At 71.4% G+C, this 23,585-nt stretch carries 23 protein-coding genes and 2 pseudogenes; 11 read left to right on the top strand and 14 right to left on the bottom strand.

The window, feature by feature from the left end; all coding sequences use genetic code 11:
* Window positions 1-48 precede the first annotated feature (48 nt).
* Window positions 49-1,116 carry an aldo/keto reductase gene (locus ACZ51S_RS15685; protein ID WP_468801991.1) on the top strand — a complete coding sequence of 356 codons (1,068 nt, stop codon included), beginning with the start codon at window positions 49-51 and terminating at the stop codon, window positions 1,114-1,116.
* 21 nt (window positions 1,117-1,137) lie between these two features.
* Complete coding sequence (locus ACZ51S_RS15680) at window positions 1,138-1,731, top strand: TetR/AcrR family transcriptional regulator (protein WP_388939036.1); 594 nt, start codon at window positions 1,138-1,140, stop codon at window positions 1,729-1,731.
* 173 nt (window positions 1,732-1,904) lie between these two features.
* Here the strand turns inward: ACZ51S_RS15680 and ACZ51S_RS15675 are convergent, their stop codons facing one another.
* A complete protein-coding gene (locus ACZ51S_RS15675) occupies window positions 1,905-3,287 on the bottom strand; it encodes a glycine--tRNA ligase (protein WP_388939035.1) in 1,383 nt (460 codons plus the stop codon).
* A gap of 154 nt (window positions 3,288-3,441) precedes the next feature.
* Between ACZ51S_RS15675 and ACZ51S_RS15670 the strand changes: the two genes are divergently transcribed.
* Genes ACZ51S_RS15670 through ACZ51S_RS15655 form a run of 4 tightly spaced genes read left to right on the top strand, consistent with a single transcriptional unit; the run spans window position 3,442 to window position 6,619 of the window.
* Window positions 3,442-4,458 carry a metal ABC transporter substrate-binding protein gene (locus tag ACZ51S_RS15670; RefSeq protein WP_468801992.1) on the top strand — a complete coding sequence of 339 codons (1,017 nt, stop codon included), beginning with the start codon at window positions 3,442-3,444 and terminating at the stop codon, window positions 4,456-4,458.
* Window positions 4,458-5,276, top strand: coding sequence for a metal ABC transporter ATP-binding protein (locus ACZ51S_RS15665; protein ID WP_468477829.1), 819 nt, complete (start codon window positions 4,458-4,460; stop codon window positions 5,274-5,276). Before ACZ51S_RS15670 ends, ACZ51S_RS15665 begins: the two co-directional genes overlap by 1 nt.
* On the top strand, window positions 5,276-6,139 hold the full coding sequence (locus ACZ51S_RS15660) for a metal ABC transporter permease (protein WP_468477828.1): 864 nt from the start codon (window positions 5,276-5,278) through the stop codon (window positions 6,137-6,139). The genes ACZ51S_RS15665 and ACZ51S_RS15660 overlap by 1 nt, the downstream gene beginning before the upstream one ends.
* Before the next feature lie 51 nt (window positions 6,140-6,190).
* Window positions 6,191-6,619, top strand: a complete 429-nt coding sequence (locus tag ACZ51S_RS15655) for a Fur family transcriptional regulator (protein WP_468477827.1) — start codon at window positions 6,191-6,193, stop codon at window positions 6,617-6,619.
* On the opposite strand, the gene ACZ51S_RS15650 is transcribed toward ACZ51S_RS15655, so the two are convergent.
* From ACZ51S_RS15650 to recO, 3 genes are read right to left on the bottom strand one after another with little or no spacing between them, the layout of a single operon-like run.
* On the bottom strand, window positions 6,616-7,143 hold the full coding sequence (locus ACZ51S_RS15650; RefSeq protein ID WP_468477826.1) for a YcxB family protein: 528 nt from the start codon (window positions 7,141-7,143) through the stop codon (window positions 6,616-6,618). The genes ACZ51S_RS15655 and ACZ51S_RS15650 overlap by 4 nt on opposite strands.
* A 23-nt stretch (window positions 7,144-7,166) precedes the next feature.
* The gene (locus tag ACZ51S_RS15645; RefSeq protein WP_030227016.1) at window positions 7,167-7,988 is read right to left on the bottom strand and encodes an isoprenyl transferase; all 822 of its coding nucleotides are present in this window, start codon (window positions 7,986-7,988) and stop codon (window positions 7,167-7,169) included.
* Window positions 7,989-7,999: 11 nt separating this feature from the next.
* Window positions 8,000-8,746, bottom strand: a complete 747-nt coding sequence (gene recO, locus ACZ51S_RS15640) for a DNA repair protein RecO (RefSeq protein ID WP_468477825.1) — start codon at window positions 8,744-8,746, stop codon at window positions 8,000-8,002.
* Between recO and ACZ51S_RS15635 the strand changes: the two are divergent.
* Window positions 8,679-9,017, top strand: a pseudogene (locus tag ACZ51S_RS15635) (hypothetical protein); the annotation flags it as partial. The gene recO and the pseudogene ACZ51S_RS15635 overlap by 68 nt on opposite strands.
* 32 nt (window positions 9,018-9,049) lie before the next feature.
* Here ACZ51S_RS15635 and ACZ51S_RS15630 read toward each other — a convergent pair.
* The 3 genes and pseudogenes from ACZ51S_RS15630 to leuA form a co-directional block, all read right to left on the bottom strand.
* A pseudogene (locus ACZ51S_RS15630) lies at window positions 9,050-10,567 on the bottom strand (nucleobase:cation symporter-2 family protein); the annotation flags it as partial.
* 592 nt (window positions 10,568-11,159) lie between these two features.
* Window positions 11,160-11,855, bottom strand: a complete 696-nt coding sequence (locus ACZ51S_RS15625; protein WP_468477823.1) for a TerB family tellurite resistance protein — start codon at window positions 11,853-11,855, stop codon at window positions 11,160-11,162.
* A 342-nt stretch (window positions 11,856-12,197) separates the two neighbouring features.
* Window positions 12,198-13,961, bottom strand: coding sequence for a 2-isopropylmalate synthase (gene leuA / locus ACZ51S_RS15620; RefSeq protein ID WP_388939021.1), 1,764 nt, complete (start codon window positions 13,959-13,961; stop codon window positions 12,198-12,200).
* Window positions 13,962-14,325: 364 nt separating this feature from the next.
* Between leuA and ACZ51S_RS15615 the strand changes: the two genes are divergently transcribed.
* The 4 genes from ACZ51S_RS15615 (at window position 14,326) to ACZ51S_RS15600 (ending at window position 17,340) form a co-directional block, all read left to right on the top strand.
* Window positions 14,326-15,402: a M4 family metallopeptidase gene (locus ACZ51S_RS15615; protein ID WP_468961034.1), complete on the top strand. Its 1,077-nt coding sequence runs from the start codon at window positions 14,326-14,328 to the stop codon at window positions 15,400-15,402.
* A gap of 42 nt (window positions 15,403-15,444) precedes the next feature.
* On the top strand, window positions 15,445-15,717 hold the full coding sequence (locus ACZ51S_RS15610) for a protealysin inhibitor emfourin (RefSeq protein ID WP_467886107.1): 273 nt from the start codon (window positions 15,445-15,447) through the stop codon (window positions 15,715-15,717).
* Between the two features lie 67 nt (window positions 15,718-15,784).
* The gene (locus tag ACZ51S_RS15605; protein ID WP_468961031.1) at window positions 15,785-16,594 is read left to right on the top strand and encodes a GNAT family N-acetyltransferase; all 810 of its coding nucleotides are present in this window, start codon (window positions 15,785-15,787) and stop codon (window positions 16,592-16,594) included.
* Between the two features lie 98 nt (window positions 16,595-16,692).
* Window positions 16,693-17,340, top strand: coding sequence for a class I SAM-dependent methyltransferase (locus ACZ51S_RS15600; RefSeq protein WP_468477820.1), 648 nt, complete (start codon window positions 16,693-16,695; stop codon window positions 17,338-17,340).
* Between the two features lie 53 nt (window positions 17,341-17,393).
* Here the strand turns inward: ACZ51S_RS15600 and era are convergent, their stop codons facing one another.
* The 7 genes from era to ACZ51S_RS15565 all read right to left on the bottom strand — a co-directional run bounded on the left by era (window position 17,394) and on the right by ACZ51S_RS15565 (window position 23,526).
* Window positions 17,394-18,344: a GTPase Era gene (gene era / locus ACZ51S_RS15595; protein ID WP_388939010.1), complete on the bottom strand. Its 951-nt coding sequence runs from the start codon at window positions 18,342-18,344 to the stop codon at window positions 17,394-17,396.
* Between the two features lie 306 nt (window positions 18,345-18,650).
* Window positions 18,651-19,016 carry a cytidine deaminase gene (locus ACZ51S_RS15590; RefSeq protein WP_388939008.1) on the bottom strand — a complete coding sequence of 122 codons (366 nt, stop codon included), beginning with the start codon at window positions 19,014-19,016 and terminating at the stop codon, window positions 18,651-18,653.
* A 76-nt stretch (window positions 19,017-19,092) separates the two neighbouring features.
* Complete coding sequence (locus ACZ51S_RS15585; protein ID WP_468477819.1) at window positions 19,093-19,446, bottom strand: MmcQ/YjbR family DNA-binding protein; 354 nt, start codon at window positions 19,444-19,446, stop codon at window positions 19,093-19,095.
* Window positions 19,443-20,750 carry a hemolysin family protein gene (locus ACZ51S_RS15580; protein WP_388939004.1) on the bottom strand — a complete coding sequence of 436 codons (1,308 nt, stop codon included), beginning with the start codon at window positions 20,748-20,750 and terminating at the stop codon, window positions 19,443-19,445. Before ACZ51S_RS15580 ends, ACZ51S_RS15585 begins: the two co-directional genes overlap by 4 nt.
* Window positions 20,747-21,244, bottom strand: a complete 498-nt coding sequence (ybeY, locus tag ACZ51S_RS15575) for an rRNA maturation RNase YbeY (RefSeq protein WP_388939002.1) — start codon at window positions 21,242-21,244, stop codon at window positions 20,747-20,749. Before ybeY ends, ACZ51S_RS15580 begins: the two co-directional genes overlap by 4 nt.
* A gap of 13 nt (window positions 21,245-21,257) precedes the next feature.
* The gene (locus ACZ51S_RS15570; RefSeq protein WP_388939000.1) at window positions 21,258-22,313 is read right to left on the bottom strand and encodes a PhoH family protein; all 1,056 of its coding nucleotides are present in this window, start codon (window positions 22,311-22,313) and stop codon (window positions 21,258-21,260) included.
* 127 nt (window positions 22,314-22,440) lie between these two features.
* Window positions 22,441-23,526 (bottom strand): carbohydrate kinase family protein, encoded by a 1,086-nt coding sequence (locus ACZ51S_RS15565; protein ID WP_468477816.1) that lies wholly within the window; start codon window positions 23,524-23,526, stop codon window positions 22,441-22,443.
* Window positions 23,527-23,585 lie beyond the last annotated feature (59 nt).

The following is a 23,585-nucleotide window of genomic DNA, read 5'->3' as shown; positions in this document are numbered from 1 at the left end:
CGGATGACAGATATTGAAATCTGTCATCCGTCATGCCATTCTCGTCGCATGACGACGAACGAGAACGCCACCACCGCCACCACCACCGCCGTCCTCGCCCCCGCGAGCCGTCGGCTGGGCACCACCGGCCCTGCCGTCTTCCCCCTGGGACTGGGCTGCATGGGCATGTCCGCGCTCTACGGCGAGGCCGACCGGGCCGAGTCGCTCGCGACCGTCCACGCCTATCTCGAAGCCGTGCCGGAGGGCACGGGCGCGCTGCTCGACACCGGCGACTTCTACGGCATGGGCCATAACGAACTGCTGATCAACGAGGCCTTGCGCACGGCCCCGGCCGCGGCCCGCGAGCGGGCGCTGACCAGCGTCAAGTTCGGGGCGCTGCGTACCGTCGAGGGCGGGTTCACCGGATACGACGGCCGGCCCGAGGCCGTGAAGAACTTCCTCGCCTACTCGCTCCAGCGGCTCGGCCGGGACCACGTCGACATCTACCGGATCGCCCGCGTGGACCCGGCCGTCCCAATCGAGGAGACGGTCGGCGCCATCGCCGAGGCCGTGCAGGCCGGGCACGTACGGCACATCGGCCTCTCGGAGGTCGGCGCGGACACCCTGCGCCGGGCCGCGGCCGTCGCCCCTATATCGGACCTCCAGATCGAGTACTCCCTGATCTCGCGCGGCATCGAGGAGGAGATCCTGCCGGCGGCCCGCGAGCTCGGCATCGGCGTCACCGCGTACGGGGTGCTGTCCCGCGGCCTGATCAGCGGACACTTCACCCGCGACCGGGCACTGGCCCCCGGCGACTTCCGCGGCATGAGCCCCCGCTTCCAGGGCGACAACCTGCACCGGAACCTCGACCTGGTCGACGCCCTGCGCAAGGTCGCCGAGGAGAAGGGGGTCACGGTCGCCCAGACCGCGATCGCCTGGGTGCTCTCCCGGGGCGAGGACATCGTGCCGCTGGTCGGCGCACGGCGCCGGGACCGGCTGGCCGAGGCACTGGGTGCCATACGGGTCGAGCTCAGCCCGGCCGACCTCGCCGCCATCGAGGAGGCCGTCCCGGCGGGGGCGGCGGCCGGCGAGCGCTACCCCGCGGCGCAGATGGCCCACCTCGACAGCGAGCACTGAGGCGGCGGTACGGTCGTACCCATGCCCTCCGCTGCGACCGAACCCCTGACCCCCGAGCGCATCCTCGAGACCACCGAGGAGGTGCTGCGCCGCTTCGGCCCCACCAAGGCCACCGTCGTGGACGTCGCACGCGCCCTGGGGGTGAGCCACGGCAGCGTGTACCGGCACTTCCCCTCGAAGGCGGCGCTGCGCGAGGCGGTCACGGACCGCTGGCTCGCCAAGAGCGTGGTCATGCTGGAGAAGATCGCCTCGGCCCCGGACGAGCCGGCACCCTCCAAGCTGGAGGCCTGGCTGGAGGCCCTCTTCGAGGCCAAGCGCCACAAGGCGGGCGACGATCCGGAGCTCTTCGCGACGTACACGGTGCTGCTCGGCGAGAACAGCGGGGTGGTCGACGCGCACCTGGGCGAGCTGATCGACCAGCTGACCCGGATCATCGCCGAGGGCGTCTCGGCCGGCACCCTGGTCGCGCCCGACGTCCCGGCGGCCGCGCGCGCCGTCTTCGACGCCACGGGGCGCTTCCATGATCCGCAGTACGTGGCGGACTGGCTCTCGCCGACGATCCTCACGGAGTTCGAGGCGGTCACCGCACTGCTCATCCGGGGCCTGCGCCCCTGATCCGGCGCGGTCGCCGCGATCGGCCCTGCCCTGCGGACGGTCCGGTCATCCCGGCGCACCGGGGCGGAGCGCTCGGCGAGAGCCCGGCGTCCGGCGTCCGGTGCCACACGCACGAAGACCGGTGGCCCGGTGCGCGGATCGCGCACCGGGCCACCGGTCTTCCGGGCGGGAACCTAGCAGCCGAGCAGACGGCTGCCGAGGTAGCTCTGGATCTGGTCCAGGGACACGCGCTCCTGCTTCATGGTGTCGCGCTCGCGCACGGTCACCGCGTTGTCGTCGAGCGTGTCGAAGTCGACGGTGACGCAGAACGGCGTGCCGATCTCGTCCTGGCGGCGGTAGCGGCGGCCGATGGCGCCCGCGTCATCGAACTCGATGTTCCAGTTCTTGCGCAGGTCGGCGGCCAGGCCCTTGGCCTTCGGCGACAGGTCCGCGTTGCGGGACAGCGGCAGGACGGCGACCTTGATGGGCGCCAGGCGCGGGTCGAAGCGCATGACCGTGCGCTTCTCCATGGCGCCCTTGGCGTTGGGAGCCTCGTCCTCGACGTACGCGTCCAGCATGAAGGCGAGCATGGCGCGGTTGACACCGGCCGCCGGCTCGATGACGTACGGGGTGTAGCGCTCCTTGGCCTCCTGGTCGAAGTAGACCAGGTCCTGGCCGGAGGCCGCCGAGTGCGCCTTCAGGTCGTAGTCGGTGCGGTTGGCCACGCCCTCGAGCTCGGAGAACTCACTGCCGCCGAAGTTGAAGCGGTACTCGATGTCGGCGGTGCGCTTCGAGTAGTGGGAGAGCTTCTCCGCCGGGTGCTCGTACCAGCGCATGTTCTCCTCGCGCAGACCCAGGCCGCGGTACCAGTTCCACCGCTCCTGCATCCAGTACTCCTGCCACTGCTCGTCCTCGCCCGGCTTGACGAAGAACTCCATCTCCATCTGCTCGAACTCGCGGGTGCGGAAGATGAAGTTGCCGGGCGTGATCTCGTTGCGGAAGGACTTGCCCATCTGCGCGATGCCGAACGGGGGCTTCTTGCGCGAAGTCGTCTGCACCATGGCGAAGTTGGTGAAGATGCCCTGGGCGGTCTCGGGGCGCAGGTACGCCTTCGAGCCGGTGTCCTGGGTCGGGCCGAGGTGGGTCTCCAGCATGCCGGAGAACTGCTTCGGCTCGGTGAACTGGCCCTTCACACCGCAGTGCGGGCAGTTGATGTCGGCGAGGCCGTTCGCGGGCAGACGGCCGTGCTTGGCCTCGTACGCCTCTTCCAGGTGGTCGGCGCGGTGGCGCTTGTGGCAGGCGGTGCACTCGGTGAGCGGGTCGGAGAACGTCGCGACGTGACCGGAGGCGACCCACACCTCGGGGGCGAGGATCACGGAGGAGTCGAGACCGACGATGTCCTCACGCCCCGTGACCATGGCCTTCCACCACTGGCGCTTGATGTTCTCCTTGAGCTCGACACCCAGCGGACCGTAGTCCCAGGCAGCCCTGGAGCCGCCGTAGATGTCACTGCACGGGAAAACGAAGCCACGGCGCTTGCTCAGGCTGACGATGGTTTCGATCTTGTCGGCGGCCACGGTGCTCTCTTCATTACGAGGACGAACGCGAATGCCTCAGGTTACCGGCGCCCGCACCCTCCCTTTCAAATCGGGTATGCCCTTCAACGGCCCCCGGCACGCCTCCGACCTGGGTTTTTGACAACGGTTTCCATCTTTGATGAAAATGGATGTCATGAACGTACGACGCCTCATACCCACCGCCGCCCTCACCGCCGCCGCAGCCCTCGGCGCGACGGCCCTCACCGCCTGCTCCGGCACCGCCGGCCCGGCGGCCGCCGAGGACGGCAAGCTGCACGTGACGGCGTCGTTCTACCCGCTGCAGTACCTCGCCGAGCAGATAGGCGGCGACCACGTCAAGGTCGACACCCTGACCAAGCCGGGCGTCGAGCCGCACGACCTGGAGATCACGCCGAAGCAGACCGGCCGGCTCGCCGAGTCGGACGTGATCTTCTACCTCAAGACCCTCCAGCCCGCCGTGGACAAGGCCGTTGAGCAGTCCGGCGTGAAGAACGTCGTCGACGCGGCCACCCTCACCAAGCTGGAGGCACACTCCGCCGAGGGCCACGAGAAGCACGAAGGCCACGAGGGCGAAGGCCACGCCGCCGAGGGCGAAGGCGCCGGCCACGCCGCCGAGGGCGAGGGCCACGACCACGCCCACGGCGAGGCCGGCGAGGACCCGCACGTCTGGCTCGACCCGGCCAAGTACGCGGAGATCGCCAAGGGCTTCGGCGCCGTCCTGGAGAAGGCCGACCCCGACCACGCGGCGGACTACCGGAAGAACACCGCCGAGCTCACCGCCAAGCTGGGCGCCCTGGACACCGAGTTCAGGGACGGCCTGAAGAACACGGCCTCCAGGACTTTCATCACCACCCACTCCGCCTTCGGCTACCTCGCGGAGCGCTACGGCCTCGACCAGGAGGGCATCTCCGGCGTCGACCCCGAGGCCGAACCCAGCCCGGCCCGGATGAAGGATCTCCAGGCCGTCGCGAAGAAGGACAATGTCACCACCGTCTTCTTCGAGACCCTGGCCAGCGACAAGACCGCCAAGAGCCTCGCCCGGGACACGGGCCTGACCACCGACGTCCTCGACCCCCTCGAGGGAATCACGGACAAGTCGCAGGGCGCTGACTACTTCGAGGTCATGCGTTCCAACCTGAAGAACCTCCAGAAGGCACTCGGATCCAAGTGATGACAGCAGCAACGGAGGTGCGCGCCATGCAGTCCACGCCACGAGAGGCCGAGGACCAGCCCGTCATATCCCTGCGCGGGGCCACCGCCTCGCTCGGCGCGCGCCCCGTTCTGCGCGGGATCGACCTCACCGTCCGCCGCGGTGAGGTCGTCGCGCTGCTCGGCGCCAACGGCTCCGGCAAGTCCACGGCCGTCCGCGCCGTCGTCGGACAGGTCCCGCTCACCGGCGGCACCCTCTCCCTCTTCGGCACCGACTTCAAGCGCTTCCGCGAGTGGTCGCGGATCGGCTACGTCCCCCAGCGCACCACCGCCGCCAGCGGCGTCCCCGCCACCGTCCGGGAGGTCGTCTCCTCCGGCCGCCTTGCCCGTACCCGCTTCGGGGTCCTGCGGAAGGCCGACAGGAGCGCCGTCGAGGCCGCCCTGGCCCTGGTCGGCATGGAGGACCACGCCGACACCTCGGTCAACGCGCTCTCCGGCGGCCAGCACCAGCGCGTGCTCATCGCCCGGGCGCTCGCCGTCGAACCCGAGCTGCTGATCATGGACGAGCCGATGGCGGGCGTCGACCTGGGCAACCAGGAGGTCCTCGCGGGCGCCGTACGGCAGCAGGTGGCCCTCGGCACCACCGTCCTGCTCGTCCTGCACGAGCTGGGCCCGCTGGAGCCCCTGATCGACCGGGCCGTGGTCCTGCGCGACGGCTGCGTCACGCACGACGGCCCGCCCCCCGAGGCCGTGGGCCAGCACGCCCTGCCCGGCCACGACCACGTACACCCCCACGCGGCGCACGACGCCGAGCCCCTGCGGACGGGACTGCTGAGCTGATGGACCTCCTGAACCACGCCTTCATGCAGCGGGCCCTGATCGCCGCCGCGCTGGTCGGCATCACCGCGCCCGCGATCGGCACGTACCTCGTACAGCGCCGCCAGGCGGTCATGGGCGACGGCCTCGGTCACGTCGCCATGACCGGCGTCGCCCTCGGCTTCGTCCTCCACACCAGCCCCGTGTGGATGGCCACCCTCGTCGCGGTCCTCGGCGCCGTCGGCATGGAGCTGATCCGCTCCCGCGGCAGGACCAGCGGGGACGTGGCCCTGTCCATGCTCTTCTACGGCGGCCTGGCCGGCGGCGTGATGATCATCAACGTCGGGGGCGGCTCCACGACCAGCCTGCTCAGCGCCATGTTCGGCTCGATCACCACCGTCGCGCCCGAGGACGTCACCGCGATGGCGATCCTCGCCGCCTTCGTCCTCGCCGTCACGGTCGGCATGCGCCGCCAGCTCTTCGCCGTGTGCCAGGACGAGGAGTTCGCCCGGGTCACCGGCCTGCCGGTGCGGGCGCTGAACCTGCTGCTCGCCGTCACCGCCGCCGTCACGGTCACCGTCGCGATGCGCATCGTCGGCCTGCTGCTGGTCAGCGCCATGATGGTGATCCCGGTGGCGGCCGCCCAGCGGGTCACCCGGGGGTTCGCGGCGACGCTGGGCCTGGCGGTCGCGATCAGCCTCACCGTCTCCCTGACCGGCACGGCGGCCACGTACTACATCGACGCGCCGTCGGGTGCCACGATCGTGCTGCTCGCCATCGGTGTCTTCCTGGTGATGACGGTCCTGTCCGCACCGCTGGCCAGGCGCCGCGCGAAGGCTTCCCGGGCAGCCGGGGAGGTCTGCGTCCAGGACGACGTGAAGGTCTAGCAGCGGCGGCCGCCTGGCACAATGGCGGCAGGCCGAGACGAGGAGGAACCGGTGGCGACTGCGCCTGGCGAGACGAGTACCGCGCCAGTACGAGGGCGATCCACCCGGCAGCGGGCCGCCGTGGCGGCGGCGCTGGACGAGGTGGACGAGTTCCGCAGCGCCCAGGAGCTGCACGACATGCTCAAGCACCGCGGTGACTCCGTGGGCCTGACCACCGTGTACCGCACCCTCCAGTCCCTCGCGGACGCCGGCGAGGTCGACGTGCTGCGCACCAGCGACGGCGAGTCCGTGTACCGGCGCTGCTCCACCGGGGAGCACCACCACCACCTGGTCTGCCGCAAGTGCGGCAAGGCGGTCGAGGTGGAGGGCCCGGCCGTGGAGAAGTGGGCCGAGTCGATCGCGGCCGAGCACGGCTACGTGAACGTGGCCCACACCGTCGAGATCTTCGGCACCTGCGCGGACTGCGCGGCCGCCGGCTAACCGGTCCTGGTCAGGTTCCGGTCGAAGAACGATCGGATCCGGTCGAGGTCCTCGGGGGTCCGGGCCGCGCGCTTCGGCACCCAGCCCAGGTCCCCGTTGAGGAACACGAGGACGAACAGGCCCCGGGTCTCCGCCCAGCCCCGGTACTTGTCCCACCTGTAGGCCACCGCCGTCCCGTCGGGGCGGTGGTTCTGCGTACCGAGCCCGGTGACGACCAGCTTGTACTCGGGGTGCTCCGCGGCCCAGCGGTACATCCGGCGCGCCCGCCGCCGCAGGTCCAGGCAGTGCAAGACGGCACCCAGGGCCATTCCCACCCCGCCCGCGAAGGCCAGGCCGGCCAGGTCCGCCGCCCGGCCGCGCTGGAGCACGACCAGCCCGATGGGCACCCCGGGGAGCACCACCAGCCACAGCAGCAGCTCCTTGCGGCCCCCGGGGGTACTCAGGGCGCGCCAGCGCAGCACCTCCCACGCGTCGCGGCGGGCCGCGCCGTAGTGCAGCTCCACCGCCATGTCGGTCGTGTCCATGGCGGCGGAGCCTAGCGGAGGCCTCAGCTCCCGGAGCCCTCGGGCTGGTTCGGGACGGCGCCGCCGAAGCGGCGGTCGCGCTGGGCGTACTCCAGGCAGGCCGCCCAGAGGTTGCGGCGGTCGAAGTCCGGCCACAGCACGTCCTGGAAGACCATCTCGGCGTACGCGCTCTGCCACAGCAGGTAGTTCGAGGTGCGCTGCTCGCCGCTGGGCCGCAGGAACAGGTCCACGTCCGGCATGTCCGGGTAGTAGATGTACTTGGCGAAGGTCTTCTCGTTCACCTTCGACGGGTCCAGCCTGCCGGCCGCCACGTCCCGGGCGATCGCCTGCGCCGCGTCCGCGATCTCCGCGCGGCCGCCGTAGTTGACGCAGAAGTACAGGGTCATGGCGTCGTTGTCGACGGTCTGCTCCTGAGCGATCTGGAGCTCCTGGACGACGGACTTCCACATCTTCGGCATGCGGCCGACCCAGCGGATCCGGATGCCGAGCTCGTTCATCTCGTCGCGGCGGCGGCGGATGACGTCGCGGTTGAAGTTCATCAGGAAGCGGACCTCGTCGGGCGAGCGCTTCCAGTTCTCCGTCGAGAAGGCGTAGAGGGACAGGTTCTTGACGCCCATCTCCAGGCAGCCCTTGAGCACGTCCAGGACGACGCCCTCGCCGACCTTGTGCCCCTCGGTGCGCGGCAGGCCGCGCTCCTTGGCCCAGCGGCCGTTGCCGTCCATGACGACGGCGACGTGGTTCGGGACGAGCTCACCGGGGATCTTCGGCGGGCGCGCACCCGACGGGTGCGGCTCGGGAACCTTGTACTCGCGGCGAGAACGTCCCAGAATCCCGCGTCGTGCCATGTGCCCAGCTCCTATTTCTCGACGTATCGGAGGGAGCGTAGCCCGCGCTCCAGATGCCAGTGCAAATAGGCCGAGACCAGCCCGCTGCCCTCCCGCGCGTGACGGGCCTCGCAGGCGTCCGCGTGCTTCCAGTCGCCCGTCAGCAGCGCGCTGAGCAGGGCGATGGCCTCCGACGAGGGTACGACGGAGCCCGGCACCCGGCAGTCCCCGCATATGACCCCGCCCGCGGCGACGGAGAAGTGCCGGTTGGGGCCGTGGATCCCGCACTTCGCGCAGTCCTCGAAGCTGGGGGCGTAGCCGTTGACGGCGAGGGAGCGCAGCAGGAAGGCGTCGAGGATGAGGTGCGGTTCGTGCTCGCCGCGCGAGAGGGTGCGCAGGGCGCCGACCAGCAGGAGGTACTGCTGTACGGCGGGCTCGCCCTCGTTCTCGGTGAAGCGCTCGGCGGTTTCCAGCATGGCGGTGCCGGCGGTGTAGCGGGCGTAGTCGCTCGCGATGCCGTTGCCGTAGGGGGCGATGATCTCGGTCTGGGTGCACAGCGGCAGGCTGCGGCCGACGAGCTCGCTGCCGCGTGCGAAGAACTGCACGTCGGCGTGGGAGAAAGGTTCCAGCCGGGCGCCGAACTTGGACTTGGTACGCCGCACCCCGCGGGCGACCGCCCGGACGCGGCCGTGGCCGCGGGTGAGGAGCGTGATGATGCGGTCCGCCTCACCCAGCTTCTGGGTGCGCAGCACGATGCCGTCGTCGCGGAACAGGCTCATGGCCCCATTGTCCCCTGTGCGCGGACAGCGCCGACCCCCGTCCGGGGAGCACCGCCCAGCGGTGACTGGGCGGGTCCGGACGGGGGTCGGCACCCCTTGGGAGGGTCAGGAGGCGGGCGTACCCGCGTCGTCGGCCTTCTCGACGGCCTTCTCGGAGTCGGCTGCCGCGGCGCCGGCCCGGCCGACGGCGACCTTCTCGGCCCCGGCGGCCCCGGCGGCGGCCTTCTCGGGGGCGGCCTTCTCCGGGGCGCCCTTCTCGGGGGCGGCCTTCTCCGGGGCGCCCTTCTCCGGAGCGTCCCTTTCCGGGGCGTCCTCCGCGTCCCCGGCCTTCTCCGAGGCGCCCTTCTCCGCGGCACCGCCCTTCTCCGCGTCCGCCGGAGCGCCCACCGGCTGGGCGGGCAGCTCGACGTGGGCCGCGGTCTCGACGAGGGCGGAGGCCGGTACGAGGGCCGCGGTCCGCGCGTCGTCCTTGGCCGGGCCGTTGAAGATCAGGTTGAGCACGATGGCGGCCGTGGCACCGAGGGTCACGCCGCTGTTGAGGAGCGAGGACAGGTCGGGGTCCATGTGCTTGGAGAAGAGCACCGGGACGGTGGCCGGGAGCAGGGCGAAGGCGAGGGAGACGCCGACGACCAGCGCGTTCTTCTCCTCCTTGAGGTCCACCTTGGCCAGCGTCTGGATGCCGGCCAGGGCGACCATGGCGAACATGACGGTCGCGGCGCCGCCCAGCACACCGTGCGGGACGGCGGCGACGATCGCGGCGGCCTTGGGCAGCAGACCCAGGATGATCATGAAGACGCCCGCGGCGACGACCACGAAGCGGCTCTTGACCTTCGTCATGCGCACCAGGCCGACGTTCTCGGCGAAGGCGACGTACGGGAAGGAGTTCAGGACGCCGCCGAGGGCGGTCGCGGCGCCGTCGGCACGCAGGGCGCGGGCCACGGTCTCGCTGTCGACCTCCTTGCCGACGATGTCGCCCACCGCGTACGTGTCGCCGGTCGTCTCGACCATGGTGATCAGCATGACGATCAGCATCAGGACGATCGGGAACCATTCGAACTTCGGCATGCCGAAGTGGAAGGGGGTGCTGACCCCGACCCAGCCCGCGTCACCGACGTCGCCGAACTTGGCGTCTCCGAGGAGGAACGCGACGGCGGTGCCGACGACCAGGCCGAGCAGGATGGCGATGCTGGAGAGGAACGGCTTGCCGAGCTTCATCAGGACGAGGATGAAGAGCATCGTGCCGCCGGCGTAGGCGAAGTTCTTCGGGTCGCCGAAGTCCGGGCTGCCGAGGCCGCCGGCCGCGTCGTTGAGGCCGACGGGGATCAGGACGATGCCGAGCACCGTGATGACGGTGCCGGTGACCACCGGCGGGAAGAGCCGCATGACCGCCCGGAACGCGTTGGCGGGCAGCCAGGCGAAGGCGAAGGTGGCGATGCCGGCGGTGATGACCGCGCCGTAGATGACCAGCAGCGCGGCGGTGCCGCCGCCGGCGCCGAGGCCTATGGCGATCATCGGGGAGACCGCCGTGAAGGTGACGCCCTGGATCAGCGGCAGTCGCGCGCCGATCCTGCCGATGCCCCAGGCCTGGATGATCGAGGCGATACCGCAGGTGAGGAGGTCTGCGTTGATCAGGTAGACGAGCTGTTCAGGGCTCAGCTTGAGTGCGCTGCCCACGATGATCGGGACGATCACCGCGCCGGCGTAGAACGCGAGTACGTGCTGGAAGCCGTACAGCGCGAGCTTGGGGAGGGGGAGCACCTCGTCGACCGGGTGCGTGCTCTGCTCTCCGTTGGCGGAAAGCCGGGCGGCGACACGTGCCATCTCTGCCTTGCCCTTCAATGAGGTAGGTAACGAGAGGAATCTGGTTGTCCCTGGGCGAAGTGGGTCGTTAACCCGTTGGTTCGCCAGGGTTGTCAGCTCGAACACGTGGATCGAAGCGCCCGGATGTTTCCGGCGGCGTCTCCTCGTGTGACCGGAATTGAACGCCTGTGGAAGCGCTCACAGATATCGGAGACTTCGACGAACCGAAGGCGTTTCAGGATGCCGGATCTGGCGGTTCCTCCAATGGCGCAGCCGCGCCGCTCAGCGTATGGGGCGAGGACCACGGAACACTTTCCGCAGGCTGCGCACCTGCGAAGTTCCGCGCTTCGACGCGAGCTGTACCCGGTTCGCAAGCATTCGGCCCCGCAAATCCGAGAGCGTAATTCCGGCCGTCCGAAATGCGGAACTTTTGTACGGAAGGACCGGGTCCAGCCCCTTGCACGGACGCCGCGGCGCCCCGGTTCACCCCCGTGAGGCCGGATCGTTACCTCGCTCGCGGCCATTTGTGGCGGTTCGGCCGTCCGGATCGTGGCCGAAAAGGCAGCCGGACCCGGCGGAGAACCCGCCGGGTCCGGAATTTCGTACGCGTTCCCTACGGGGCGCGGACCGCCGAGAGGAGGCCGGACACCTCGTCCGTGCCCATCCGCAGCGCCGCCCCGACGGTGGCCAGCACCTCGCGCTCGGCGGGGATGTAGGGGCCGTCCGCGAGGGCGATCCGCGCGCCCTGGAGCAGGATCGACTCCCGCCCCGGCACGGCCAGGTGCGGGGCCAGGGGCTCCAGCGCCTCGTGGAGCTCGATCGACAGCGCGGCCCCGCAGCACTCGGGCCCGTCGTACAGCCCCAGCCGGCCCTCCTCGGTGGCCAGGGCGTCCACGAGGGACTCCAGCTGCTCCGCGGTGCAGTCCTGGAACCCGGCGGCCCGTACGGACGCCACGGCGGCGTCCAGGGCGCTGCGCGAGGTGGTCCCGCCCGCCGCGAGCACGGCCAGCGCCACGGTGTGCACGGCGTCGCGCAGCAGCGCCGAGAAGCGGGTGGTGGTCAGGTGGTCCAGCACGTCGGTGTCGAAGCGCTGCCGGCAGCCCTGGCACTCGATGACGGGCCCTGCCTCCCCGCGCGGCAGCAGCGGCACGCCGAGCACGGTGAAGCGCCTGCGCCCGGTGCGCCTGCGGAAATTGCGGTCACCGCCGCAGCCGGGGCAGAAGAACTCCCCGTCTCCCACGGTGCTCCAGGTGGTGCGGATGCCCCAGACGGTCAGCTTCCGGCCGTCCCCACCCCGAACTGGCAGCACGTCGCACCTCCGTATCTCCCCCGCGGCGCTCAGGACGCGGGCGGGACCCCTCCGGCAGCACCGCCGGGTTGGCGTGATGTTAGCCACATCGGTGAGGCCGCGTCAGTCGTGCGACAGGACAACATCGCGCGGGGACGGGAGTTGGCCGAAGTGCGCCCCCGGCGAGGGGCCGTGCGGCGCACGGGATCCGCGTCAACGCGGTGCTTCCCGGAACCATCCGCACGGAGCGGGCGCCGGCCCCCGGACGGAGACCGCGCGCCCCGGGAACGGTCCGCGAAACGGGCCCGGGGACGCCGGAGCCCCCGTCCCCCGCGGCGGGGGACGGGGGCTCCGGCGGGGCGGCTAGCGTCCCGCGCGGTTGACGGCGGAGATGACCGCCTTCAGGGAGGCGCGGGTGGTGTTGGCGTCGATGCCGATGCCCCACAGGACCCGGCCGTCGATCGCGCACTCGATGTACGAGGCGGCCACGGCGGAGGCGCCCTCGCTCATGGTGTGCTCGGTGTAGTCCAGCAGGCGGGCGTCGACGCCGATGCCGGCCAGCGCGTCGAAGAAGGCCGAGATCGGACCGTTGCCGGTGCCGTTCAGGACCGTCTCCACGCCGTCCACGACCGCCTCGACGGTCAGCGTGTCGGTGCCGTCCTTGTCGGTGGCGGTCGAGCCGGAGCGCAGCTGGATGCGGCCCCACGGGTTCTCGGGGTTGGGCAGGTACTCGTCCGAGAAGACGTCCCAGATCGCCTTCGGCGTGACCTCGCCGCCCTCGGCGTCGGTCTTGGCCTGGATGATCCGCGAGAACTCGATCTGCATGCGGCGCGGCAGGTCCAGCTTGTGGTCGTTCTTCAGGACGTACGCGATGCCGCCCTTGCCGGACTGCGAGTTGACCCGGATGACCGCCTCGTAGGAGCGGCCGACGTCCTTCGGATCGATGGGCAGGTACGGGACGGCCCACTCGATGTCGTCGACGGTCTTGCCCTGGGCGGCCGCGTCGGCCTCCATGGCGTCGAAGCCCTTCTTGATGGCGTCCTGGTGGGAGCCGGAGAAGGCGGTGTAGACCAGGTCGCCCGCGTAGGGGTGGCGCGGGTGGACCTCCATCTGGTTGCAGTACTCGCTGGTGCGGCGGATCTCGTCGATCTGCGAGAAGTCGATCTGCGGGTCGATGCCCTGCGAGAACAGGTTCATGCCCAGGGTGATCAGGTCCACGTTGCCGGTGCGCTCGCCCTGCCCGAACAGGCAGCCCTCGATGCGGTCGGCGCCGGCCATCAGGGCCAGCTCGGCGGCCGCGACGGCGGTGCCGCGGTCGTTGTGCGGGTGGACGGAGATGCAGATGTGCTCGCGGCGGGTCAGGTTGCGGGCCATCCACTCGAAGCGGTCCGCGTGGGTGGAGGGGGTCGAACGCTCCACGGTGGCGGGCAGGTTCAGGATGATCTCGCGGCCCTCGGCGGGCTGCCAGACGTCGCAGACGGCCTCGCAGACCTCCAGGGCGAAGTCCAGCTCGGTGTCGGTGAAGATCTCCGGGCTGTACTGGTAGCCGAAGACGGTCTCGGGGCCCAGCAGCTTCTCGGCGTACTCCATGACCAGGCGGGTGCCGTCGACGGCGATCTGCTTGATCTGCTCCTTGGAGCCGCGGAAGACGACCCGGCGGAAGGTCGGGGCGGTCGCGTTGTACAGGTGCACGGTGGCGCGCTTGGCGCCGACCAGCGACTCGACGGTCCGCTCGATCAGGTCCTCGCGGGCCTGGGTCAGTACGGAGATGGTGACGTCGTCCGGGATCGCGCCCTCTTCGATGATGGAGCGCACGAAGGCGAAGTCGGTCTCGCCGGAGGACGGGAAGCCGACCTCGATCTCCTTGTAGCCCATGCGCACCAGCAGGTCGAACATCTCGCGCTTGCGGGCCGGGGTCATCGGGTCGATCAGCGACTGGTTGCCGTCCCGCAGGTCGGTGGACAGCCAGCGGGGGGCCTTGGTGACGCGGGCGTCGGGCCAGGTGCGGTCCGGGATGTCCACCTGCTCGTACGCGCCGTACTTGTGGATCGGCATCCCGGAGGGCTTCTGGGTGTGGGTCGCGTTCGTGATGGGCGTGGGGCGACCGACAAAAGGCTGCTGGCTCATGGCGTTGGGCTCCTCGCGTGTCCGCGTAGTTCGCTGGGACGGCCGACGGCGGTAGTGAAAACCGCAACACCAAACTCCGCGGGGAGGGGGCCGGCCTACGACTACAGACCCTCGCCGCGGCAGCTAAGGAGAAGCAGCCCGAAACGCATGATGGGCCGAGCCTAGCCGAGCCGCGCCGTATCGCGAGGACCTGTTTCAGTATGCAAGACCCCGGTGCCCGATTTGCACCCTTTGTGAGCTACGACTCTTTCCGGGCGCCCAGGTCAGGGCGATCCGTCAACGCGGCGCACTTCGTTTGAGACAACCGAATGAATCATGGTCGCTGCTAGTGACAGCGGCATGACCCACTGCCACATTGCCGTGCATGGATGCCTTCCTTTCCCCTGGCCACACCCCCCACCACCCCGTCTTCTGCACCGTGGTGCCCCCTCACCTGCTCCGCAAGGCCGCCCAGTCCCCGGACGGCGCGCGGGCCGAGGCCGCCCTGCGGACCCTCGAGCACGACAGCGGCCTGCGCGAGCGGCGGCAGATCAACGCCCTCCGCGGGATCGCCCCCTCCCTCGTCGACTCCCCCGCCGAAGGGCCCTCGCGGACGGTCTACGACGCCCAGCACCGCACCCGGCTGCCCGGGAAGAAGGTCCGCGGGGAGGGGAGCGAGCCGGTCGGCGACTCCACCGTCAACCGTGCCTACGCGGGGCTCGGGGCGACGTACGAACTGTTCCTGAAGGCCTTCGGGCGGCACTCCATCGACGACTCCGGGCTGCCGCTGGACGCGACCGTCCACTACGGCGAGGACTACAACAACGCCTTCTGGGACGGCCGGCAGATGGTCTTCGGCGACGGGGACGGGGACCTGTTCCTCGACTTCACGGTCTCGGTGGACGTCATCGGGCACGAGCTGGCCCACGGCGTCACCCAGTACACGGCCAACCTCGACTACCACGGCCAGTCCGGGGCGCTCAACGAGTCCATGTCGGACGTCTTCGGCTCGCTGATCAAGCAGTACTCCCTCGGCCAGACCGCCGACCAGGCGGACTGGCTGATCGGTGCCGGGCTGCTCGGGCCGAACGTCACCGGGGTCGCGCTGCGCTCGATGAAGGCGCCGGGGACCGCTTACGACGACGACGAACTCGGCAAGGACCCGCAGCCCGCGACCATGGACGACTACGTCAACACCTCGCGCGACAACGGCGGCGTCCACATCAATTCCGGGATCCCCAACCACGCCTTCTACATCGCGGCCACCGAACTGGGCGGCAAGGCCTGGGAGCGGGCCGGGCGGATCTGGTACGACACGCTGACCGGCGGGCAGCTGGGCGAGAAGGCCTCCTTCAAGGACTTCGCCCGGCTCTCGGTGGCCGCGGCGGTCGCCCGGTACGGCGAGGGCGGCGCGGAGCACCAGGCCCTCCAGAAGGCCTGGTCGTCCGTCGGCCTGGCCTGAGGAGGCTGGGCGCGGCGGCCCGCATCGGGTAGAAGGGGCACCATGCGGATCGAAGTGGTGCGGACGGGCGGTTTCGCGGGGATCGAACGCCGGGCCGAGGTGGACACCTCGGGCCGGCCCGACGAGGAGGAGTGGCGGGCACTGGCCCTGCTGGCCCTGCGGCCGGACCCCCGGGCCGAGCCGGGGCCGGGCGGCGTGCGGGACGGCTTCTCGTACCGGATCACGGTGGACGGCCGGACGGTGTCCTGCCAGGACCCGCACCTGTCGGACGCCCAGCGCAGCCTGGTCTCGCGGGTGCTGAAGGAAGGCGCGTAACCGGGGCCGGTCTCCGGGCCGGGCATAAGCAGGTGCCCGGCCGCGGCGGTTTTGCTTGGATGGCGGGATGAGTGAAACGATCTTGGCCGCCCTGGAGCAGTACTACGACACCGTCCCCCGCCGGGGCGGTGCGCGCGGCGAGGACTTCGGGCCGCTGACCCTGTTCGTGCAGGAGGGGCAGGGCTGGCAGTACTACGCGCGGCCCGCCGCCGGCGGCGCGAACGCGACCGCCGAGGACGTACGCGCGGTGCTGGAGAGGCAGCGGGAGCTGAAGGTGCCGGAGTCCTTCGAGTGGGTGGCCGAAAACACCCCCTCGCTGCGGGCCGCGGTGGAGGAGGCGGGGCTGCACGTGCACGCCCACCCGCTGATGGCCCTGGACGAGGACGCCGAGCCGCTCCCGCCGCATCCCGAGGTACGGCTGCTCGGCGCGGGGGACCCGCTGCTGCGGGCCGCCGTGACCGTCCCCGCGCTGGCCTTCCGCGAGCCGGGCACGGCCCTGGGCACGGCGGGACCGGCCCAGCTCGCCGCGGCGCTGGAGGACCCGGCCTCGGAGGAGCACCGGGCCAGGGTGTCCGGGATGCTCGCCGACGGGCGCACCGCGATGGCGGCGGCCGTACGGGACGGCCTGGTGCTGTGCTCGGGCCAGTACAACCCGGTCGGCGACGTCGCCGAGATCGTCGGTGTCGGCACCCTGCCCACCGCCCGGCGGCAGGGGCTGGCCCTCGGGGTGACGGCGGCGCTGGTCGCCGCGGCCCGCGCCCGCGGCGCCCGTACGGTCTTCCTGTCGGCCGGGGACGAGGACGTGGCCCGGATCTACGCCCGCGCCGGGTTCCGCCGGGTGGGAACGGCCCTGATCGCGGAGCCGGCGGCGGCCTGAGGCCCGGCGGGTTTGCCGGTTCGGCAACGGGAGTTGCCCGGGGCCCGGCCCCGGCGCAGCATCGTCCGTACCGGCAGACCCGTACAGGAAGAGGCCCCATGTCCGAGCAGCAGCACCACCAGGACCACCCCACGGGCGCGGAATGGTGGGACGCCCGCTACCGCGAGAGCGACCGCATCTGGAGCGGCAGGGCCAACGCGGTCCTGGTCCGCGAGGCCTCCGACCTGACCCCCGGGCGCGCCCTCGACCTCGGCTGCGGCGAGGGCGCCGACGCGGTGTGGCTCGCCCAGCGGGGCTGGCGGGTCACCGGGACCGACATCTCCGGGGTGGCGCTGGAGCGGGCGGCCGGGCACGCCGCCGAGGCGGGGCTCGCCGACCGCGTCGACTGGCAGCGGCACGACCTGGCGCGGTCCTTCCCCGACGGGGAGTTCGACCTGGTCTCCGCGTGCTTCCTGCACTCGTACGGGGACTTCCCGCGCGAGCGGATCCTGCGCACCGCCGCGACGGCCGTGGCCCCGGGCGGGATCCTGCTGATCGCGGGCCACGCGGGCGGGCCGTCCTGGGACCCGGACGCGCACGCGGACATCCACTTCCCGACCCCGGACGAGGTCCTCGGCCAGCTGGAGCTGCCGGAGGGCGGCTGGGAGGTGCTGGTCGCGGCCGAGCACGAGCAGGCCATGACGGCCCCCGACGGCCGGCCCGGGAGCCGCAGGGACAACGCGCTGAAGGTGCGCAGGCTCCGCTAGGCCCTGGAGCGTCCTCGGCGTTGTCCCGCCGGGCGCTCCTTCGGCGACAGGGCCTAGAAGCCGAGCTTGCGGAGCTGCTTGGGGTCGCGCTGCCAGTCCTTGGCGACCTTCACGTGCAGGTCGAGGAAGACCGGCGTGCCGAGCAGCGCCTCGATGTGCTTGCGCGACTTCATGCCGACCTCCTTCAGGCGCGAGCCCTTCGGGCCGATGATGATGCCCTTCTGGCTGGGACGCTCGATGTAGACGTTGGCGTGGATGTCCAGCAGCGGCCGGTCCGCGGGCCGGTTCTCGCGCGGGATCATCTCCTCGACCACGACGGCGATGGAGTGCGGGAGCTCGTCGCGCACGCCCTCCAGCGCGGCCTCGCGGATCAGCTCCGCGACCATCACCATCTCGGGCTCGTCGGTGAGGTCGCCCTCCGGGTACAGCGGGGGGCTCTCGGGCAGCAGCGGCGCGATGAGGTCGGCCAGCAGCTGCACCTGCTTGTCGCCGACGGCCGAGACGGGCACGATCTCGGCCCACTCGATGCCGAGCTCGGCGCCCAGCTGGTGGATGGCGAGGAGCTGCTCGGCCAGCTGCTTGGACTCGACCAGGTCCGTCTTGGTGACGATGGCGATCTTGGGGGTCTTCTTGATCCCCGCGAGCTCCTTGGCGATGAACTTGTCGCCGGGGCCGAGCTTCTGGTCGGCGGGCAGGCAGAAGCCGATCACGTCGACCTCGGCCCACGTGGTGCGCACCACGTCGTTCAGGCGCTCGCCGAGCAGCGTGCGCGGCTTGTGCAGGCCCGGCGTGTCGACGAGCACCAGCTGCGCGTCCGGGCGGTGCACGATGCCGCGGACGGTGTGGCGGGTGGTCTGCGGCCGGTTGGAGGTGATCGCGACCTTGGTGCCCACGAGCGCGTTGGTCAGGGTCGACTTGCCCGCGTTGGGGCGGCCGACGAAGCAGGCGAAGCCCGCGCGGTGCGGGGCGTTGGGCTCGGGGGAACGATCGCTCATACGGGCCATTCTCCCCGATGCGGCCCCCCGCGCCGACCAGGCCGCTGCCGCAGGGGCGGCGGGAGGCTCGCGGCGCCGGTCGCCGGGCCGCCCGGGACGGCGTCCGTACGGCCTCCGGGGCCGGACCGGCGGGCCGTCCCCGCCGCGGTCCGGGCCCGCTCCAGCGGGCCGGTGGCGCCCGCCGCGGCCCCCCGCGCCCGCCGGCTTCGCCCTCAGGAGGGGGCGTCGCCGCCCCGGCCCCGGCGGCGCCCGTCTCCCGGAAAACGCGCCGGCCGGCCGTCGGGCTGACGCCCGGCGCCGCCGGGGTCCCGGGGTTCAGGCTCCGGCGGGCGTGGTGGACTTCAGGGTGCCGTCCGGGGCGGCGAGCAGGACCGGGGTGGCGGGGCCGCCCAGGTCGCGGACCGCGGCGCGGTCGGCGTCGGCGGGGGCGTCGGCCGCGCTGACCACGGCCGCGGCCTCCAGGGAGCGCGCTCCGCTGGCGACCGCCATGGCGACGGCCGTCTGGAGGGCGCTCAGCTTGAGGGAGTCGAGCTCCACGGTGCCGGCGACGTACGTACGGCCGGTCTCGTCCCGTACCGCCGCCCCTTCGGGGACTCCGTTGCGGGCCCGGGCGCTGCGCGCCAGGGTGATGATCTTGCTGTCCTCGGGGTCGATGCCGTTGCCCACGGTGCTCTCGCTCATGGGCGACAGCATAGGGAGCGCCCCGGCAAAGCCCGGCGACGGCCCCGCCGGGACGGTCCCTTCGTGCGGTTCCGCGTCACGGCCGGTCGAGCCGCAGCCGCTCCGCCCTCGGCAACCCGGCCACGACCAGGTCGTACGAGTCCTCGACCAGCTCCCGCACCAGTGCGTCGGGCAGACCGCCGACCGTCACGGTGTTCCAGTGCCGCTTGTTCATGTGCCAGCCCGGGACGATCGCCGCGTGCTCGGCCCGTAGCCGCACGGCCGCCTCCGGCTCGCACTTGAGGTTGACCTTCAGCGGCTCGGCGTCCAGCGCGGTCAGGGCGAACACCTTCCCCAGCACCTTGAACACCGAGGTCTCCGGGGTGAAGGGGAACTCCTCCACGGCCGCGTTGAAGCCCAGGCAGAACGCGCGCAGCTCCGCGGGGGTCATTCCGCCTCCGCCTCTTCGGCCTCCGTCACGACCACCGGCTCCACCAGCACCGTCACGATCTTGTTCCGGCGCCCCGCCGGGGATTCCGCCGTGAGCTTCAGCGGACGCCCGTCCGGCAGGTCCACCACCGCCGAGGCACCCGCGATCGGGACCCGGCCCAGCGCCTTCGCCAGCAGCCCGCCGACCGTCTCCACGTCCTCGTCGTCGAAGGCCAGGGCCCCGAACAGCTCTCCGAGGTCGGTGATGTCGAGCCGCGCCGTGACCCGGTAGCGGTCCTCGCCCAGCTCCTCCACGGGCGGGATCTCCCGGTCGTACTCGTCGGTGATCTCGCCGACGATCTCTTCCAGGATGTCCTCGATGGTGACGATGCCGGCGGTGCCGCCGTACTCGTCGATGACGACGGCCACGTGGTTGCGCACCGACTGCATCTCGCGCAGCAGGTCCCCCGCGTTCTTCGTGTCGGGCACGAAGACCGCGGGCCGCATCACCGTGGAGACCAGGTCGGACTCGGCGTCCCGGTTGATGTGGGTCCTGCGGACGAGGTCCTTCAGGTAGACGATGCCGACGATGTCGTCCTCGTTCTCCCCGGTGACGGGGATCCGCGAGAAGCCGGACCGCAGCGCGAGCGTCGTCGCCTGCCGGATCGTCTTGTAGCGCTCGATGCACACCAGGTCGGTGCGGGGCACCATCACCTCGCGCACGAGGGTGTCGCCCAGCTCGAAGACCTGGTGCACCATCCGGCGCTCGTCGTCCTCGATCAGCGATTCCTTCTCCGCGAGGTCCACCATCGCGCGCAGCTCCGCCTCGGAGGCGAAGGGCCCCTTGCGGAAGCCCTTGCCGGGGGTGAGCGCGTTGCCGAGCAGGATCAGGAGCTGCGGGACCGGACCCATGACCCGCGCCAGCGGTACGAGGACGTACGCGGCCGCCGTCGCGGTGTTCAGCGGGTGCTGGCGGCCGATCGTACGGGGGGACACGCCCACCGCCACGAAGGACACCAGCACCATCACGGCGATGGCGACGAGCAGCGCCGTCCAGTTCTCGCCGAACTCGTCGAGGCAGACGTACGTGACGAGCACGCCCGCCGCCATCTCGCAGGTCACCCGCACCAGCAGGGCCACGTTGACGTACCGGGTGGGGTCGCCGGCGACCTGGGCGAGCTTCGCGCTCCCGCGCCGGCCCTCCCGTACCGCCTGCTCGGCGCGGAAGCTGGAGACGCGGGCGATCCCGGACTCGGCGCACGCCGCGAACCAGGCCACCACGGTCAGCAGCACCGCCCCGGTGATCAGCTGGGCGGCGCCGGTCACGAGACGGTGGGGGCCGGCGAGGGGCCGGTCAGGCCGCGCTCGGCGCGCCAGCCGTCGACGATGGCTGCCTGGAGGCCGAACATCTCGGCCTTCTCGTCCGGCTCCTCGTGGTCGTACCCGAGCAGGTGCAGCACCCCGTGGACGGTCAGGAGCTGGAGCTCCTCGTCCATGGAGTGCCGCGTCGGCGCCTCGTCGCCCTGCTTCTTGGCCACCTCGGGGCAGAGCACGATGTCACCGAGGAGACCCTGCGGGGGCTCCTCGTCGTCCTTCGTCGGCGGACGGAGCTCGTCCATCGGGAAGGACATGACGTCGGTCGGTCCGGGGAGGTCCATCCACTGGATGTGGAGCTGCTCCATGGCGTCCTCGTCGATGACGATGACGGAGAGCTCGGACAGCGGATGGATCCTCATCCGGGTGAGCGCGTAGCGGGCGATGTCGAGGATCGCCTGCTCGTCGACCTCGGTTCCGGACTCGTTGTTGACGTCGATCGACATGGTGCGCTGGGTTCTACTTCCGCTGGTTGCCGTTCCGGGCCGGACCGGTCTCCCGGGCCGCCTGGCTGTCGTCGTACTTCTCGTACGCGTCGACGATACGGCCGACCAGCTTGTGCCGGACGACATCCTCGGACGTGAGCCGCGAGAAGTGGATGTCCGGCACCCCTTCGAGGATCTCCTGGACCTGCCGCAGACCGCTCCTGGCACCGCCCGGAAGGTCGATCTGGGTGATGTCACCGGTGACGACGATCTTCGAATCGAAGCCGAGGCGCGTCAGGAACATCTTCATCTGCTCGACGGTGGTGTTCTGCGCCTCGTCGAGGACGACGAAGGCGTCATTGAGGGTTCTGCCCCTCATGTAGGCCAGGGGCGCGACCTCGATGGTTCCGGCGGCCATCAGCCTTGGGATCGAATCCGGGTCGATCATGTCGTGCAGGGCGTCGTAGAGCGGGCGCAGGTACGGGTCGATCTTGTCGAACAGCGTGCCCGGGAGGAAGCCGAGCCGCTCGCCCGCCTCGACGGCGGGGCGGGTCAGGATGATCCGGCTGACCTGCTTGGACAGCAGCGCCTGGACCGCCTTCGCCATCGCGAGGTAGGTCTTGCCGGTACCGGCGGGGCCGATGCCGAAGACGATCGTGTGCTTGTCGATCGCGTCGACGTACCGCTTCTGGTTGAGGGTCTTGGGGCGGATGGTGCGGCCCCGGTTGGAGAGGATGTTCTGCGTAAGCACCTCGGCGGGGGTCTCCGGGTCACCGCCCTCGCTGCCGTTCGCCTTGAGCATGGCGATCGAGCGTTCCACTGCGTCCTCCGTCATCGGTTGCCCGGTGCGGAGCACCAGCATCATCTCGTCGAACAGGCGCTGGATCAGGGCGACTTCCGCCGCCGCCCCGACCGCGCTGACCTGATTGCCCCGAACATGGATGTCGGCCTTCGGGAAAGCCTTTTCGATCACGCGCAGCAGCGCGTCGCCCGAGCCGAGCACGGTCACCATGGGGTGCGTCGCCGGGACCGTGAAGTGGGCGCGCGCCTGGCCCTGCGCCGGGGTGTGGGCTGTCGGTGTCTGAGTCATGGGCCGGCACTGTGGCCTGCGCATACCTCCCGCTGAGGGGCCGCGCCGATCGTCGACCTCCGGAATACCAGGGTACGTCCACCCCAGGCCGAGCCCGAGGGGTTTTCCGGGCGGTCCCGGACGGTTCCTACACCGAGTGCCGGAAGCCGATGGTCGGGACCGCCCGGCGGCGCGAGCAGGGCGCGGCGCCCGGCGGGACGAGGGCGTCCAGGAAGGCGTAGCGGTCCCGCAGGGCGTCGGGGGCGGTGCGCCACCAGTGGGCCACCTCGGGCCAGCCCGGGGCGGAGAGGGAGCCGCCGAACTCCTGCACCGAGAGGGCGGCGGTCAGCCCGGCGAAGGCCAGCCGGTCGGCGAGCGGCCACCCCGCCAGGCTGCCCGTGACGAAGCCGGCCACGTACACGTCGCCCGCGCCGGTCGGGTCCAGGGCGTCCACCGGGATCGCGGGGGCCTCCGCCGTCTCCCCGGTGCGGCTGTCGACCGCGTACGAGCCCTCCGAGCCCATGGTCACCACCGCGACCGGGACCTTCTCCGCGAGGGCCCGGGCCGCTCTGCGCGGACACTCGGTCCGGGTGTAGCGCATCGCCTCTCCCGCGTTGGGCAGGAACGCCTCGCAGTGCTGGAGGTCGGCCAGGGCCCCCAGGTCCCACCGCCCGGTCTCGTCCCAGCCGACGTCCGCGAAGATCCTGGAGCCCCGGCGGGCCGCCTCCGAGATCCAGTCCTCGGTCTGCCCGGCGCCGAGGGAGGCCACCGCCGCGCGCGCCTTCGGCGGGCACCAGGGGAAGGGGCCGGGGCCAGCCGGGGGCGGTGCCTCGTGGCCGTGGGAGACCATGGTGCGCTCGCCCTCGTACGCCATGGAGACCGTGACGGGGCTGTGCCAGCCGGGGACGGTGCGCGACATGGACAGGTCGATGCCCTCGCCCTGTTCGAGGGCGTCCCAGCAGTACTCGCCGTAGTGGTCGTCGCCGAAGGCGGCGGCCAGCGCGGTGCGCAGGCCCAGCCGGGCCAGGGCGGTGGCCATGTTGGCGACGCCGCCGGGGCTGGAGCCCATGCCGCGCGCCCAGGACTCGGTACCGCGCACGGGGGCCGTGTCCAGGCCGGTGAAGATGATGTCGAGGAAGACCGTGCCGGTCAGGAAGACGTCGCAGCCCGGCTCTTGGGGATCGCGCACCGGTCCGAGCGGGTCGAGGGCGATGCGGCTGTCCCGACTGGTCACGGTGTGCTCCCCGGTGAAGTGTCGTTTCTGCGAGTGGGCTGGAAAACTGCCAGCCCTGC

It is taken from the genome of Streptomyces sp. NPDC034043, from assembly GCF_055575675.1.
This window is presented reverse-complemented; position numbering and strand designations above follow the sequence as displayed.

Coding starts and splice junctions, on each gene's coding strand:
- ACZ51S_RS15650 (WP_468477826.1), bottom strand. CDS start 7,143: ATGGACACGACCGACATGGCGGTGGAGCTGCACTACGGCGCGGCCCGC.
- ACZ51S_RS15645 (WP_030227016.1), bottom strand. CDS start 7,988: ATGGCACGACGCGGGATTCTGGGACGTTCTCGCCGCGAGTACAAGGTT.
- ybeY (WP_388939002.1), bottom strand. CDS start 21,244: ATGTCGATCGACGTCAACAACGAGTCCGGAACCGAGGTCGACGAGCAG.
- ACZ51S_RS15670 (WP_468801992.1), top strand. CDS start 3,442: ATGAACGTACGACGCCTCATACCCACCGCCGCCCTCACCGCCGCCGCA.
- ACZ51S_RS15680 (WP_388939036.1), top strand. CDS start 1,138: ATGCCCTCCGCTGCGACCGAACCCCTGACCCCCGAGCGCATCCTCGAG.
- ACZ51S_RS15590 (WP_388939008.1), bottom strand. CDS start 19,016: ATGAGCGAGAGCACCGTGGGCAACGGCATCGACCCCGAGGACAGCAAG.
- ACZ51S_RS15585 (WP_468477819.1), bottom strand. CDS start 19,446: ATGACCCCCGCGGAGCTGCGCGCGTTCTGCCTGGGCTTCAACGCGGCC.
- ACZ51S_RS15665 (WP_468477829.1), top strand. CDS start 4,458: ATGACAGCAGCAACGGAGGTGCGCGCCATGCAGTCCACGCCACGAGAG.
- ACZ51S_RS15600 (WP_468477820.1), top strand. CDS start 16,693: ATGTCCGAGCAGCAGCACCACCAGGACCACCCCACGGGCGCGGAATGG.
- ACZ51S_RS15615 (WP_468961034.1), top strand. CDS start 14,326: ATGGATGCCTTCCTTTCCCCTGGCCACACCCCCCACCACCCCGTCTTC.
- ACZ51S_RS15605 (WP_468961031.1), top strand. CDS start 15,785: ATGAGTGAAACGATCTTGGCCGCCCTGGAGCAGTACTACGACACCGTC.
- recO (WP_468477825.1), bottom strand. CDS start 8,746: ATGAGCCTGTTCCGCGACGACGGCATCGTGCTGCGCACCCAGAAGCTG.
- ACZ51S_RS15660 (WP_468477828.1), top strand. CDS start 5,276: ATGGACCTCCTGAACCACGCCTTCATGCAGCGGGCCCTGATCGCCGCC.
- ACZ51S_RS15610 (WP_467886107.1), top strand. CDS start 15,445: ATGCGGATCGAAGTGGTGCGGACGGGCGGTTTCGCGGGGATCGAACGC.
- ACZ51S_RS15685 (WP_468801991.1), top strand. CDS start 49: ATGACGACGAACGAGAACGCCACCACCGCCACCACCACCGCCGTCCTC.
- era (WP_388939010.1), bottom strand. CDS start 18,344: ATGGCCCGTATGAGCGATCGTTCCCCCGAGCCCAACGCCCCGCACCGC.
- ACZ51S_RS15570 (WP_388939000.1), bottom strand. CDS start 22,313: ATGACTCAGACACCGACAGCCCACACCCCGGCGCAGGGCCAGGCGCGC.
- leuA (WP_388939021.1), bottom strand. CDS start 13,961: ATGAGCCAGCAGCCTTTTGTCGGTCGCCCCACGCCCATCACGAACGCG.